This is a genomic window from bacterium (assembly GCA_028820935.1).
Taxonomy (GTDB): Bacteria; Actinomycetota; Acidimicrobiia; order Spongiisociales; family Spongiisociaceae; genus Spongiisocius.
In genome coordinates, this window is the sequence record JAPPHZ010000043.1 from 45,129 (window position 1) to 59,552 (window position 14,424).

Consider the following 14,424-nt stretch of genomic DNA (forward strand, 5'->3'; position numbering starts at 1 on the left):
CCGCAGAGACATGCTGCGAATGACCCAGTGGATTGCCGGCATAGGGCTGGCAACTCTGGGAGCCGTGGTCGCCATGGGCATCACCATCCTGGCGCGCCTGCCATAAGGCCCGTCCGGAGGCAACCATCGGTCAAGCGCGGCCCGGTGGGTGCCTGTTCGACCTCCTAGGCCTGACCCAGAGTCGCGATCTACCAAGGCTGCGTACACAGGCCAGATTTACCCTCGATCGCGATGAGCGCGATTTCCTTTCCTGCCGACTCGGGGCGATCCGGTGACGCCTAGGGCTTGCCTTCGGAGACTGCTTCTGGCATCGGGCCTCGCATTGCTCCTGCCGGGGTGCGGACTCCGGGAACCGCCGGCAACACAGCAATCCACACTGGCGCCGTCCACGCGGGCGACCGTTGTCGACCTGATCGAGGTTCCGTGCGAGGACACGATCACCGAGTTCTCTCCTCCGGGACCGGACCTGAACACCGTCGATCCTGACTTCGACATCATCGGCGGAGTAGCCGCCTTACGAACCAGCAAGACCTCAGGGCAAAGAGCTCAGGGCACCGCGCACGGCTTCTATGACGACCCCACGCTCCGTCTGGCGTCCAAGACACCGCTGCTCGTCCGGCGTGGCGCTACGTTCGAGCTCCGGGTTCCGGATCGTTTCAATGATCGCGTCGCTCTCGATTACGGCCGATCCGGTCCCTCGCTTCGAGCGGCATTCGGGCCTTGCGAGTCCGAGACCGAGTGGCTGCTCTTCACCGGATACGTGTGGGTGGCAGACCCGGAATGCATCACCCTCGAGGTCGTACTGCCGGACGCCACGGTCGAGGCCCGCGAACTGGGTCTCGGCGCGCCCTGCCGCGGGGAGTCGTAGCTACCGAGAGCAACGTGCCCCGCGTGGCCAAGGAGAACGGTGGCGCGTTAACCCCTGGATCACTGACTTGGCGCTTCCTCAGCCACCGCCGCCCGTGGGAACCGGTTCTAGTTGGTCATCGACCGCCCGTCGCCTGGCGAAGCACCTCAAGGGCGCGGTCGGAGTGGAGGCGCATGTTCAACTCGGAGCGCACGGTCCGCAGCACTGTGCCGTCGCGGTCGATCACGAACGTGCGCCGCTTGTCCGGGAGGAAGCGGCCCCGCGACACGCCGAAGCTGCGGGCGATGGCGCGGCTCGGGTCGGCGAGCAGCGCAAAGCCCAGGGAATTGGCGTCATCGAACTCGAGTTGCCGATCAACCTGATCGGCGCTGATTCCCACGATGCTGGCTCCGAGTTGGGCGAACTCTTCCGACAGGTCGCGGAAATAACAGCTCTGACGCGTTCAGCCCCGAGTCATCGCCTTCGCGTAGAAATACACCACCACGGGACCCGAATCGAGCAGGTCGCGCAACACCAGCGTGTTGCCATGCTGGTCCAGCGCCTCGAAATCAGGCGCCTTGTCTCCCGCCTTCACGTTTTGTCCTCTTCCTTCCGCTAACTGGGGAACATTATGGCGTTCCGGCCGTGCGCTCGGCCAAGCCGACTTCATAGTCCGGACCGGGCCGTATCATCCGCGACGGCAGGCGGTGAAACGGCCTACCCTCCTGGTTCCAGGTACGGCGAAACGGAAGGAGTGCCCCGTGGCTGGTGTGATCGTCACGTGCGCGGTGACGGGCTCCTCCCACACCCCCACCATGAACAGCGACATCCCGGTGACGGTGGAGGACCACATCCGCCAGTCGGTCGATGCCGCGCGGGAGGGCGCCGCCGTCATCCACCTCCACGCCAGGGATCCCCTCGACGGGCGGCCCATCTCCGATCCCGGGGTCTTCAGGGAGTACTGCTCCGGCATAAAGGCGGAGTCCGACGCCGTGATCTCGATCACCACCGGAGGCGCTACCGGCCAGACCATCGAGGAACGCCTCCGGGTCATAGAGGTGTTGAAGCCCGAGCTCGCCACCTGCAACCTGGGCACCATGAACTACGGGCTGTTCCAGATGATCCCCCGCTACGAGGGTCGCTGGAAGTACGACTGGGAGGAGCCCTTTCTCGAGAGCACCAAGTGGGAACCGTTCGTGAACACGTTCGGCGACATCGAGTACATGCTCACGGTGCTCGCCGAGAAGACCGGTTGCCGTTTCGAGTTCGAGGCCTACGACATCGGCCACCTCTACACGCTGGCCTACTTCGCCGACCGGGGGCTGGTGAGACCCCCGATCTTCATGCAGTTCGTCATGGGCACCTTCGGCGGGATCGGCCCCGACATCGAGAACGTGGTGGCGATGAAGACGGTGGCCAACCGGCTGTTCGGGCACGATCTCGAGTGGTCGATCCTGGGTGGGGGCCGGTTCCAGTTCGACATCGTCACCGCCGGCGCCACGCTGGGCGGGAACGTGAGGGTGGGCCTCGAGGACGGCATCTACCTCCGCAAGGGCAAGCTGGCCGAGTCCAACGCCGAGCAGGTCGCCAAGATCGTGCGGATCCTGCGCGAGCTGTCCCGCGAACCCGCCGACCCGACCGAGACCCGCCGGCGCCTGGCCCTCAAGGGACTCGGTCAGGTGGCCTTCTAGCCCCAGGGCTCATGACATCCACGGACGGGGCTCTCCAGCCGAAGACCTTCGGTGTTGTCGGAACCGGCGTGATCGGTTCCGGCTGGGCCGTCAGGGCCCTGAGCCGGGGCATCGACGTGGTGGCCTGGGACCCGGCGCCGGGCGCCCAGGACCGGCTGCAGCAGGCGATCGGCCGGGCCTGGCCCTCCGTCCGGAGGCTCGGCCTGTACCCGGGCGCCGAGCCTGACCGGATCCGGTTCGCAGCCACCCCGGAGGAGGTGTGCCACGCCGCCGACTTCATCCAGGAGTCTGCGCCGGAGGACGAGGATCTAAAACGCACCCTCCTCGCCCGCCTCGACGCCGCCGCCACGCCCGAGACGATCATCGCCTCCAGCTCCTCCGGCCTGCTCCCCACCCGGATCGCCTCCGACTGCGCCCACCCCGACCGGGTGCTGATCGGCCATCCCTTCAACCCCGTCTACCTGCTCCCGCTCTGCGAGGTGGTGGGCGGCGCCGAGACCTCCGCCGGCGCCGTGGGGCGGGCCGCCGCGGTCTACGACTTCCTGGACATGTACCCCCTGGTAGTGCGCCGCGAGGTCCCCGGCTACCTGTCGGACCGCCTCCAGGAGGCCCTCTGGAGGGAGACACTCCACCTCGTCAACGACGGCATCGCCACCACCGCGGAACTGGACGACGCCATCATCTACGGGCCCGGCCTGCGCTGGGCCGGCATGGGCACCAACCTCACCTTCCACCTCGCCGGCGGGAGAGATGGCATGCGGCACATGCTGGAACAGTTCGGTCCCGCCCTCGCGCTCCCCTGGAGCAAGCTGGAGGCGCCGGAGCTCACCACGTCCCTCGTCGACGCCATGGTGGAGGGAACCCGGCGGCAGGCCGGCGGACGGAGCGTCGCCGAACTGGAACGGCTCCGGGACGACTACCTGATCGCGACCATGAGAGCGCTGCGTTCGGTGGGTCTGGGCGCCGGCGAGATCCTGGCCAGGCGGGAGGCTCGTCGCTATGGCGAGACCTCGCTGATCTGGTCGGAAGGCGCCGCGGTCCCGGCGCCGCTGGAGCTGTACCGTTGCGACGTGGAACCCGACTGGGTGGACTACAACCGGCACATGACCGAGGCCGCCTACCTCACAGCCTTCGGCTGGGCGACCGACGCGCTGTTCCGGTACATCGGCGACGATGAGGACTACCGTGCCGCGGGCCACTCCTTCTACACCGTGGAGACCCACGTCAACTACCTGCGGGAGGTGGCGGGCGACGACTCCCTACGCTTCACCACCCTGGTCGTGGGCCTCGACGGCAAGCGGCTGCATATCTATCACGAGATGTTCGACGATGCCACCGGGGACCTGGTGGCCACGACGGAGCAGATGCTCTTGCATATGGACACGGCGGCAGGCCGTCCCGCCCCGATCGGCGGGCGACCCGCCCGGGCGCTGCGAGCCATCCGCCGCGAACACGCTGCCATGGACAGGCCCGGCTTTCTGGGCCGGGTGATGAAGACCAGGGAAACGAGCTGATGGACTTCGAACTCACCGGCGAGCAACGCCTCATAATCGATGTCGCCCGCGACTTCACGGAGAAGGAATTGTTCCCCTACGAGGAGGAGGTGGAGCGTTCCGGTCGGGTGCGCCCCGAGTTGGTCGACCGGATCAGGTCGCGTGCCATCGCCGCCGGCATCTACGCCGCCAACATGCCCGAGGAGTTCGGTGGGGCCGGGCTGGACCCGCTCACGCTGGCACTGGTCGAGCGGGAGCTGGGGGCCGCCTCCTACGCCCTCCAGTACATCGTGGCCCGACCCTCCAACATCCTGCAGGCCTGCCGGGACGAACAGATCGACCGGTACCTCCTGCCCACGGTTCGGGGAGAGCGGGTGGAATGCCTGGCGATGAGCGAGCCCGACGCCGGCTCCGATCTGAGAGGCATGCGCTGCTCGGCGGTCCGGGACGGCGACGGCTACCTCATCAACGGCACCAAGCACTTCATCAGCCACGCCGACCTCGCCGACTACGTCATCCTGTTCGCCGCCACCGGCGAGGAGCCCGGCCCCCGAGGCCCCAGGAAGATGATCACCGCCTTCCTGGTCGACATGGGCACTCCCGGATTCGAGGTGCGGCCCGGTTACCGGGCGGTCTCCAACCGGGGCTACCACAACTTCGTCCTCCAGTTCGACGACTGCCGCGTGCCCTCGTCCGCCATCCTCGGCGAGGAGCACCAAGGATTCCGGGTAGCCAACGAGTGGCTGGGATCGACCCGTCTCCAGGTTGCGGCGGTGTGCCTGGGAAGGGCGCGGCGCGCTATCGACCTGGCCACCCGGTGGGCCGCCGAGCGCACCCAGTTCGGCCGCCAGATCGGCAAGTTCCAGGGGGTGTCCTTCAAGCTGGCCGACATGCAAACCCGCTACGAGGCGGCGGAGCTGCTCACCCTCAGGGCAGCGTGGAAGGACGGGCAGGGCTCCATGACGGATACCGATGCCGCCATGGCCAAGGTCTACGCCAGCGAGATGTGCCAGTTCGTCACGGATGAGGCCATCCAGATCTTCGGGGGCATGGGCCTGATGGACGAGCTACCGCTGGAACGGCTGTGGCGGGACACCCGGGTGGACCGCATCTGGGACGGCACCTCCGAGATCCAGCGCCACATCATCTCCCGGGCCATGCTCCGACCCCTCGGCGGGTAGCCCGGCATGCCGGTTCGGGACTTGGACCGCCTCCTGCGTCCCCGGACGGTGGTGGTGGTCGGGGGCGACCCGGCCGAGCGAGCCATCCGCCAGTCGGACCGGCTCGGCTTCGAGGGAGAGATCTGGCCGGTCAACCCCAGCCGGTCCACCATGGCCGGGCGCCACGTCTACCCGTCGCTCGACGACCTGCCGGGAGCACCTGACTCCGCCTTCGTGGCAGTGAACCGCCGGCTCACGGTCGAGGTTGTCAGGCAACTGGCGGGAATGGGTTGTGGCGGGGCCGTGCTCTACGCCTCGGGATTCGCCGAGGCCGGTGAGGAGGGCGCCGAGATACAGGAACGGCTGGTGGACGGGCACGGGATGCCTCTGATCGGACCCAACTGCTACGGGATCATCAACGCGGTGATGGGCGCCGCCCTCTGGCCCGACGTTCAGGGCTGCCGGCGGATCCGGAGCGGGCCGGCCCTGATCAGCCAGTCAGGGAACATCTCCCTCAACCTCACCATGAACCGGCGCGGGATCGAGTTCAGCTACGTGATCTCGCTGGGCAACCAGTCCTCGGTCACAACCGAGGACTGCCTGGAGCACTTCGCAGCCCGTTCCGAGGTGACTGCGGTCGGCATCCACGCCGAGTCGATCCTCGATCCGATCGCCTTCGGTCGAGCGGCGCTCGCCTGCCGGGACACCGGCACGCCCGTGGTGGTGCTCAAGACCGGGAGGTCGGAGGAAGCCGAGCGCATCACCTCATCCCACACCGCCGCGCTGGCCGCCCCCGCTGTTGCCTACGACGCCCTGTTCGAGCGCTACGGGGTGGTGACGGCGGAGTCGATACCCGACTTCATGGCCACGCTGGGATTGCTGGACACGGTCGGCCCGATCCCGGGCAACCGGCTGGTCTCCCTCTCGTGCTCGGGAGGCGAGGCGGCGCTGGTGGCCGACCGGTCGGTTCGCTATGCGGTGGCCTTCCCGGCCTTCGGCCCCGAGCACCGGGACCGGATCGCGGCCACCCTGCCGCAGCTGGTAGCCATCACCAACCCGCTCGACTACCACACCTTCATCTGGGGTGATGAGCCGGCCCTGGAACGATGCTTCACCGAGGTGGTGTCGGGGCCGTTCGACGCCGCCATGCTGGTCATCGACTGGCCGTCGGAGGGGAACGACGACACGGACTGGTGGCCCGCGCTCCGGGCGTTCGCCATCGCCACCAACCGAGCGGGCCGAGCCGGCGTGATCGTGTCGGGGCTCCCGGAGAGCCTTCCCGGCCCCGTCCGGGATTTCGCAACGGAGCGGGGTCTCGGCATGGCCTGGTCGATCGATGAGGCCCTGGCCGGATTGGCGGCAGCAGCTTCAAGGGGCCGATGGCTCGAGGATCCGCCACCGTCGCTCCACCTTCCCGCCGGGACCTGGACCGGTCCTGTCCTGGCCCTGGACGAACCGGCCGCCAAGTCGATCCTCTCGAGCGCGGGAATACCGGTACCCGAGGGCGTCGTCGTGGACGGTTGCACAGACGGCGTCCCGGCACGGTTGCCACGTCACCTGTCCTTCCCGCTGGTGGCGAAGGCCGTCGGGCCGGTCCACAAGTCGCGGACCGGTGGGGTGATCGCCGGGATTGCCGACCTGGAGGAACTCGAAGCAGCGATCGAGCGTCTGGGACGTGGTAGCCGCCAGGTGCTGGTCGAGGAGCAGGTGACGGGAGCCGTTGCCGAGCTGCTCGTGTCGGTGAGCCGGATACCACCGATCGGTCTGGTGGTGACACTCGGAGCGGGAGGGACCCTGGTGGAGTGGCTGGAGGACACCACCGGCCTGCTGGCGCCCGTAACACGGCCCGGGCTGCGACGAGCGCTCCGCCGGCTCCGCATCGGGCGCATGCTGGAGCACCGGGTACCCGGTCTGGTCTCCGATCCCGAACCGATCCGCGACATCATCGACCGGCTGACCGCCCTGGTGGCCGGCCGCCCCGGCATCGTCGAGGTGGAGATAAACCCCCTCATCCTCACCGAGGATGCACTATGGGCGGTCGACGCCCTGATCTCCACCAACCCGGAAGACGGGTCCAACTCCTAGCGTCCTCTCCCGACGGAAGAACGCGAAAAACGCGGCAGGCGGGCTCCGCCCGCCGGGCCCTCCCCCACCGCCACCACCTTGGTGTCGAGCGCGTTCGCCCTACCCTTGGCGGGGTTGCCCGACGATATGTTCCCTCCGGCGGCCCGGTCGACTTCGGACCTCAGGTGCTTACGGTATCCAACACCATATAGCGGGGGTGTGACACCAACAGGCCACTCCTGACGGCAACAGAAGCCGGAAGGATCGGATGGTCCTGGCTCAGCCTTCGTCTTCCTGGGCGGCGAAGATCGAGTCGTACCCGCCGGACCAGTCCGGGGGGATCAGGCAGGGCCGGGGATCGTGGTGGGCCCACCGGGCGGGCTGCCCGCGAATCACCTTGCCGGTGTTGCGGGTCGGTTGCGGGTGGGCCGTGTACGGGAAGGCATCGGCGGAGGCATAGGCGTTGAGCAGCAGGGGCCGACCGCTCGGCCTGGAGGTAGGTGGCGAGCCGTGGACCGTCCGGCAGTTGTGGGCGGTGATCGATCCGGCCGGTCCGGTGAGGTACTCGACCCGTCTGACATCGACGGTCGCGGAGTCTTCAGCTGACAGGCATCCGATCCAGTTTCCCTCCTCGTCGTACTGATCGAACAGGGGGCCGTCGTGGCTGCCCGGTATCACCATCAGGGGGCCGTCATCCATACCGGTGTCGGCGAGGTACGTGCCGATCGTCAGCGGGCTGTAGTTGGTGTGCGGGTAGAACTGGATGTCCTGATGCCACTTGACATCGTCCGAGCCGGCGTCCCACTTGAAGTTGAGCTTGGAGTGATGGAACACCACGTCCGGCCCCACCAGGTCGGCGGCGACATCGGCGATCAGGCCGGAGGCGAACTCCCAGTACGTGTCGTGCAGGCGGTCGGGCATCTTGAGACGCCGTATCTTGGGCGAGTCCGGGCCGTGATCATCAGCCACGTCGTAGTCCTCGCCCGACCGGGTGACCGATCGGCTCCGCTCCACGAAGACCGCCGTGACCTCGTTGAGCCGGTCGATCAGTTCCTGGGGGATGAGTGACTCCACGCTCACGTACCCGCCCTCGAAGTACGACTCCCTCTGCTTCTGGGTCAGCACTCTCGGCGGTTCGGCAAGAACCTGTTCCGGTGTCATACAGGCACTCCTCGCGGGGATTCTCGGGCTACCAGGGCTGGATCGCCGGAACGCGGCTACGGCCGGCACCCGGCGTCTTCGTACCAGATCGAGTATAGGTCTCGGCGGGGTTTCGCCGGTGTGGAGACGCCGGCCCACGCCGCGCAAGTGCGGGGCCAATACACTTCGATCATGATGAACGACGTCATCCGAGCGGTCCGCCGGGGATCGACGCTCGAGGTCACCCTCGACCGGCCCAAGGCCAACGCCATCGACGCGGCCACCAGCCGGGCCCTGGGGGCGGTCTTCTCCGGCTTCCGGGATGATCCCGACCTCCGGGTGGCCATCTTCACCGGCGCGGGCGAGCGGTTCTTCTCCGCCGGATGGGACCTGGCCGCAGGGGCCGAAGGCGAGGCCTACGAGAGCGACTTCGGACCGGGCGGCTTCGGCGGGTTCGCGGAACTACCGGACCTCAACAAGCCCGTCATCGCCGCGGTGAACGGCATGGCGGTCGGGGGCGGATTCGAGCTCGTGATGGCCGCGGACCTGGTGGTGGCTGCGGAACACGCCACCTTCTTCCTGCCCGAGGCCTCGATCGGGCTGATCCCCGATGTGGGATCCGTCCTGCTTCCCAGGTTGCTGCCGGCCCCGCTGGCCAACGAGGTGCTCCTGGCAGGGCGCCGATTGGACACCGAGGATCTCCATCGATTCGGCCTGGTGAACGAGGTAGTGCCCGGGACGGATCTCATGAACGCAGCGCACGACCTGGCCGACCGGATCGCAGCCCACGCCCCGCTGGCTGTCGCCGCCATCCTGGACATCGGCCGCCGGAGCGACGGCCTGCCGGCATCCGCCGCGCTCCATGACCTACGTTCCGGCGCGGTCGAGACCTACCTCAAGATGCTGGATTCGGAGGATGCTGAGGAGGGACTGCGAGCGTTCGCGGAGAAGCGCGACCCGGTCTGGAAAGGTCGCTAGCCCACACGCGCCACACCGGCGTCGATCGCCCTACACGCCGGGCCCAGAACATCAGGTACCGGTACGAGTTAACGTCCCCTCTCACTACCATGTGAGCGGACACCGGACCCTATTCGGGGCATCTCCTGATCGACCCGGGTGGTTCGGAATAGCCACGGTGGCATCGCTGTTTTTGTCTGTACCCGAGCCCCTTCAAGGTACGTGCCTCATGAGATTGTCGACCCTCCCCGATCCCACTCCCGGCTCCGGCGGCACCACCAGGACCATCCTGGGATCGCGAGGCCTGCTCCTGGCCGTCCTCTTCGTGATGCTGGGGAACGGGATGATGAACCCCCTGCTCGGCATCAGGGCCGAACTGGAAGGCTTCTCGACCACCGCCACCGGCACGATCCTGGCGTTCTACTACGTGGGGTTCCTGGCGGGCGCGTGGATAACCCGGCGCCTGATGGTGGACGTCGGCCACATCCGCGTGTACGCCGCGCTGGCGTCGCTGGCATCTACCTCGACCCTCATCTACATCCTGAACGACTCCCCCGCCGTCTGGTCACTGGCGCGGCTGATCACCGGCTTCGCCATGAGCGGCCTATTCATCGTGGGAGAGAGTTGGCTCAACGAGGCTGCCACCAACCGGACTCGGGGACGCCTGCTCGCCATCTACATGGTGGTGCTGATGGGAGGGCTGGCGGCGGGCCAGATGCTGATCGTGCTGGGTGATCCATCCGGGATCGCCCTGTTCATCGCCGCCTCGATACTGGTGTCGATGGCGGTGATCCCGATCACGCTGTCGACCTCGCCGGCTCCCAGGCCGGTGCTTCCCGGCAAGCTCCCGGTCGCCCAGGTGTGGCACGCCGCGCCCCTGGGAATTCTCACCTCCTTCAGCCAGGGCACCGCGGTAGCGGCTTTGCTGACACTCGGCGCCGTGTTCGGCGCGAGATCGGGTATGAGCGTGGACCGGATCGCCTTGTTCACGTCCGCCGCCGTGGTCGGAAGCGTGGCGCTCCAGCCTGCCATCGGCGTGTTGTCCGACCGGATGGGACGGAGAAGGTTGATCCTGGGTACGGGCCTCGTGTGTGCTGGTGCGTGCCTAGCGATGGTTCAGGCCAACCCGCTCGGCTGGTGGGCGCTGGCGGTCTCCTTCGTGGTCGGCGGGCTGGCACTGAGCATGTACCCGCTAGCGCTCAGCCACATCAACGACCGGGTCCCTCCAGGGTCGGCCGTCGGAGTCAGCACCGTGCTGTCGCTCGCCGCCGGAATCGGCGCCGTCATCGGTCCGATCGCCGGCGCGCAGGTCATGGACGCTTTGGGACCCGCCGGCCTCTACTGGTTCGTAGGCGTCCTGTTCCTCGTCACCGCCCTGTTCAGCCTCTTCCGGATCTTCACCCGGGAAGGCGTGCCTGCGGACAAGCGGCGGCCGTTTGCCCTGGTTCCGGCCCGTGCCGGCACGGTCATCGTGCAGATGGCACGCCGGATGCGGCAGCCGGGCGAGAGGACGGCCCGCAGCGGGACCGGTAGGAACAAACGAGCGCCCGGCCACAAGGAGTGAGCGCGTCCTGGTGGTCAGCCGGTGCCTGCCGGTGCCTCCATCGTCACATCACGGGCACCGCGAGGTGGCAATGCCACCGACCAGGTGGAGTTCTCGGGTATCAGCCCTGGCAGCCCAGCAGGTTGTCGACCGCCGGCCGGATGCCGAGCCGGTAGCTCGACACCTCGCCATCGTCGATAGCGAAGTAGATGCGGTAGTCGGCATCCGCCTCGTCGTTGGGAACGAAGGCCAGGGCCTGGCCCTCCGACACGGCGTCGTTGGCCTGCTGGATGTTGTCGGGGTAGACCTCGCGCACGCTGGATTCGGGAGTGCCGATCCTGACGCCCGAACGGGTGGCGATCACGCTGGGAGCGTTGATCTCGACGCGGACGACGGCCCCGTCGACCACCATGAAGGCCACGCCCGGCAGGCCGGCGCCGGCGGTCACGTAGTAACAGTTGTCGGTCGATGCCCGGCCGAAGTCCTGGGAAAGCGACAACCCGGAGGCGGCAACGGCTTCCTCTACCGTCATACCCAACGTGACCGGACCCAGCGCACGCAGAGTCACGACGTCGTCGCTGGTCAATTCCGCAGTGCCCGTGGACGGGGCCGCAGTGGTGGCGGTGGTCGTCGTGGCCACCTCTTCGGCCAAGGTCACCGCTACCTCCTCGGTGGCGACCGTTCCCGACGTCCCGGAGTCGTCTGGGGAAGCAGAAGCCTGAGCCGAGGTGGTGGTGACCAGGCTGGTGGTGGCGGTGACCCCTGCGGAGGCCTCGGTGGTCTCGGGAGGAGTGTCCTCGCCTCCACCGCACGCCGCCATGACCATAGCCATTGCTGCTACTAGTAACGCCCGCTTTCTCAAGACATCTCCTTCAGACAGCCAGCAGACCCGATCCCAGTCATTTCGACATGCGAAAACCCGCCGCCCCGCCCGATTTTCGCGTTCTGGGCATCAATACGCTAACAGCATCGGACAACAAAACTATCCCTTTCTTCGATTTTCACTCTCGAAACCTGCGGTGAGCGTCGGAGGAGGCTCCACGATGAGCCGGACAGGCAGGCTGACTACTCGCGAACCCATATCGCCAAACCCCGGCACTCGCCGCCGAGGAGGTCGCGCAGAAACCCCGCCTCCCGACCATCGACGGTCAAATCCCACCGGGCCTTGATCGCAATCCACCAAGCAACGTAATCGCACCTGTGATCGGCATTGGGCGGCATCCATTGCGCCGGGTCACCGGCGCCCTTGGCCTCGTTAACGGCGGCCGTAACCGCAGCGAGGCCGTCAAGGTCGTTGGCGAAGGCCCGCCTGCGACCGGGGTCCCACGCATGAGCACCCGAATCCCATGCTTCCTGCAAGGGCACCACATGGTCAACGTGTATACCGGCCGGCGATCCTTCTACCCACGTATCGTCATACACCGAGTACCAAACGCCCGACACGATGCGGCATTCCGGACCGCTACCCGGTCGGAGGCCGGAATAGGCGTCCCTCAGAAGAACCTCCCGGCGGGTATCACATCCGTCCGCGTCCTCGTCCGTCCAATGGACGAACAGGTCCCGGTCATACCCGTCCCATCGTTCACGGGCAACCACCAAACCTTCGAGAATGTCGACCGCCCGAACCTGGATCCGGATACTGCCTTCGGAGCGAAGGGAAGCCGCGAGGGAGTGCGCAGACGCATCAGCGCCGCTATCCGGGCCGGACCCGCCGCATGCGACCGCCAGGAGGCTCACCAGGATGAGAGTGGGAAGCAGATGGCCGGGCCGTCGGGGCCGCCGGTCGGAGAATGTGGGCGCTACTGGGATCGAACCAGTGACCTCTGCCGTGTGAAGGCAGCGCTCTCCCGCTGAGCTAAGCGCCCGGGGGCAGCAAGTGTAGCCGTGCCTGGTGGGTTCGCCGCGCCGGATCGGAGATGAATTGTCATTGCCCATAACCCCATCTATAACCTCTTCCTATGACACGGACGGAGCGAGCGCCATCAGCCTGACGCGCCAGGAATTCGAGCAGATCGTCGATCGGGTCCTCGATGAACTACCCGGCGACATCGCCGGCAAACTCGACAACCTGGTGGTCGTGGTCGAGGAACGGCATCCCCAAGGCGAGGATCTCCTCGGCCTGTACGAAGGCATCTCGTTGGCCGACCGGGGCATGGACTATGCGGGCGTGCTACCCGATCGGATCACCATCTATATGGACAGCCACATCGAGATGGGACTCGACCGGATCGGCACGATCGAGGAAATCCGCCGGACGGTCCTGCACGAGATCGGTCATCATCTGGGCATCGACGACGCCCGATTGTCGGAACTGGGATGGGTCTAGGAGGTGCCAAGAAACGAGGGAGATAGCTTGGTGCAAGTCCGCTGACCTCGGGGGTGTTAATCGCCCGTCGGACCTACCTGGACGGGTCGGCACGTTCTGGGAGGGTGCCCAAAAGACGGGATGGAGGGTTGGCCCGTTATGCCTTGACCTGGGGTTTCCTTGCCGGATGACAGGCCAACCGGACGTTCTCGGTATCCCTACATGCGCCGCGTGCGCTTGATTCCCGACGCCTTTAGTACCCTGGCGGGTACTCCCACCTCACGCCACGTGTGGTAGCTGATCTGGTTGCGTTCGGAATACGAAACCACTACCCCGATGAAATCTGCCTCCAGGGCGTCAAAGTCGATCGAGGTGTCCACATCCTTGAGCTTGTCCTCCGTGTCGAAACGCTTTTGGATCAGCTTGACACGCCGCAGGAGGTTGTCCTCGTTGGCGATATCATCGCGCAACTTCTCGATCTTCTGCTCCAAGACTTTGGCGCGCGCCGCGCCGCCGGGCTGACCGGCCTCCAAAGCCTTCAGATACCTCGTGACTTTGGCGGCTTCGCGCTTGCCCTTCGCAAGAGCCGCCTTGTGGTCTTCGCCCATCGGCATGGAAAACTCCCTTTCTGGCCGGAAATACTCACCTGCCACATCCGATAGTAATCAAAGTCCTACCGTCCGTGGTAATGGAAGCTGTGCGCATCAGGCATGAATCAATCTTCGCACCGCAGTAGCTTAACGCAACCCGCTGCAGACAAAACCGAGAACACCTCCCTGCCATGTCATTGATAAACCGGCAGGTGAATAGGCATCTGGCCGTGGGCGCTACAGGATTTGAACCTGTGACCTCTTCCGCGTCAAGGAAGCGCTCTTCCCCTGAGCTAAGCGCCCCGAATCCGATGCATGCGAGGCGACGACCGGAATCGAACCGGTGTAGCAGCTTTTGCAGAGCTGTGCCTAACCACTCGGCCACGTCGCCGTACACCTGCGCCGGCCGGTTCGCACCGGTCCGGCCCGGGCTGGGAGCGGAAGACGGGGCTCGAACCCGCGACCTCAACCTTGGCAAGGTTGCGCTCTACCAACTGAGCTACTTCCGCGTGCCTCTCATTGTAGCGTCTGGCTGATCCCGAGCGACGGGCCGATCACCCCCGTGTTTCCCGCCAATCCCCTAGTGGTCTGTCTGTGTAATGGCGGTGTGGTATGGCGAGGCAGCGGTGTTCCT

General features: G+C 66.5%; 13 protein-coding genes and 4 tRNA genes. 8 read left to right on the forward strand and 9 right to left on the reverse strand.

Annotation, left to right across the window (positions count from 1 at the left end; all coding sequences use genetic code 11):
* Positions 1–271: 271 nt before the first annotated feature.
* Entirely contained in the window at positions 272–868 is a 597-nt protein-coding gene (locus tag OXM57_12575; protein ID MDE0353516.1) for a hypothetical protein, read from the forward strand.
* A gap of 115 nt (positions 869–983) precedes the next feature.
* Here OXM57_12575 and OXM57_12580 read toward each other — a convergent pair whose 3' ends face one another.
* Positions 984–1,442, reverse strand: coding sequence for a peroxiredoxin (locus OXM57_12580; GenBank protein MDE0353517.1), 459 nt, complete (start codon positions 1,440–1,442; stop codon positions 984–986).
* A gap of 166 nt (positions 1,443–1,608) precedes the next feature.
* On the opposite strand from OXM57_12580, the gene OXM57_12585 reads away from it, so the two are divergent.
* Genes OXM57_12585 through OXM57_12600 form a run of 4 tightly spaced genes read left to right on the forward strand, consistent with a single transcriptional unit; the run spans position 1,609 to position 7,276 of the window.
* A complete protein-coding gene (locus OXM57_12585) occupies positions 1,609–2,538 on the forward strand; it encodes a 3-keto-5-aminohexanoate cleavage protein (protein ID MDE0353518.1) in 930 nt (309 codons plus the stop codon).
* Between the two features lie 11 nt (positions 2,539–2,549).
* Positions 2,550–4,052 carry an L-carnitine dehydrogenase gene (locus OXM57_12590; GenBank protein ID MDE0353519.1) on the forward strand — a complete coding sequence of 501 codons (1,503 nt, stop codon included), beginning with the start codon at positions 2,550–2,552 and terminating at the stop codon, positions 4,050–4,052.
* Positions 4,052–5,212 carry an acyl-CoA dehydrogenase family protein gene (locus OXM57_12595; protein ID MDE0353520.1) on the forward strand — a complete coding sequence of 387 codons (1,161 nt, stop codon included), beginning with the start codon at positions 4,052–4,054 and terminating at the stop codon, positions 5,210–5,212. Before OXM57_12590 ends, OXM57_12595 begins: the two co-directional genes overlap by 1 nt.
* Before the next feature lie 6 nt (positions 5,213–5,218).
* On the forward strand, positions 5,219–7,276 hold the full coding sequence (locus OXM57_12600; protein MDE0353521.1) for an acetate--CoA ligase family protein: 2,058 nt from the start codon (positions 5,219–5,221) through the stop codon (positions 7,274–7,276).
* A 258-nt stretch (positions 7,277–7,534) separates the two neighbouring features.
* Here OXM57_12600 and OXM57_12605 read toward each other — a convergent pair whose 3' ends face one another.
* Entirely contained in the window at positions 7,535–8,416 is an 882-nt protein-coding gene (locus OXM57_12605; protein ID MDE0353522.1) for a phytanoyl-CoA dioxygenase family protein, read from the reverse strand.
* Between the two features lie 174 nt (positions 8,417–8,590).
* Here OXM57_12605 and OXM57_12610 point away from each other — a divergent pair, with 174 nt between their 5' ends.
* Positions 8,591–9,373, forward strand: coding sequence for an enoyl-CoA hydratase-related protein (locus tag OXM57_12610; protein MDE0353523.1), 783 nt, complete (start codon positions 8,591–8,593; stop codon positions 9,371–9,373).
* A gap of 208 nt (positions 9,374–9,581) precedes the next feature.
* Positions 9,582–10,916 carry an MFS transporter gene (locus OXM57_12615; protein ID MDE0353524.1) on the forward strand — a complete coding sequence of 445 codons (1,335 nt, stop codon included), beginning with the start codon at positions 9,582–9,584 and terminating at the stop codon, positions 10,914–10,916.
* Between the two features lie 100 nt (positions 10,917–11,016).
* Here the strand turns inward: OXM57_12615 and OXM57_12620 are convergent, their stop codons facing one another.
* The 3 genes from OXM57_12620 to OXM57_12630 all read right to left on the reverse strand — a co-directional run bounded on the left by OXM57_12620 (position 11,017) and on the right by OXM57_12630 (position 12,760).
* Positions 11,017–11,757 (reverse strand): hypothetical protein, encoded by a 741-nt coding sequence (locus tag OXM57_12620; GenBank protein ID MDE0353525.1) that lies wholly within the window; start codon positions 11,755–11,757, stop codon positions 11,017–11,019.
* A 203-nt stretch (positions 11,758–11,960) separates the two neighbouring features.
* A complete protein-coding gene (locus OXM57_12625; protein ID MDE0353526.1) occupies positions 11,961–12,632 on the reverse strand; it encodes an HNH endonuclease family protein in 672 nt (223 codons plus the stop codon).
* A 56-nt stretch (positions 12,633–12,688) separates the two neighbouring features.
* Positions 12,689–12,760: transfer RNA gene (locus tag OXM57_12630), tRNA-Val, on the reverse strand.
* 116 nt (positions 12,761–12,876) lie between these two features.
* Between OXM57_12630 and OXM57_12635 the strand changes: the two genes are divergently transcribed.
* Entirely contained in the window at positions 12,877–13,221 is a 345-nt protein-coding gene (locus OXM57_12635; protein MDE0353527.1) for a metallopeptidase family protein, read from the forward strand.
* Positions 13,222–13,418: 197 nt separating this feature from the next.
* Here the strand turns inward: OXM57_12635 and OXM57_12640 are convergent, their stop codons facing one another.
* From OXM57_12640 to OXM57_12655, 4 genes are all read right to left on the reverse strand, one after another.
* Positions 13,419–13,814, reverse strand: coding sequence for a hypothetical protein (locus OXM57_12640; GenBank protein MDE0353528.1), 396 nt, complete (start codon positions 13,812–13,814; stop codon positions 13,419–13,421).
* A 207-nt stretch (positions 13,815–14,021) separates the two neighbouring features.
* Positions 14,022–14,093: transfer RNA gene (locus OXM57_12645), tRNA-Val, on the reverse strand.
* A 17-nt stretch (positions 14,094–14,110) separates the two neighbouring features.
* Positions 14,111–14,181 (reverse strand) — tRNA-Cys (locus OXM57_12650).
* A 45-nt stretch (positions 14,182–14,226) separates the two neighbouring features.
* Positions 14,227–14,299, reverse strand: a tRNA-Gly gene (locus tag OXM57_12655).
* Positions 14,300–14,424: the final 125 nt, after the last annotated feature.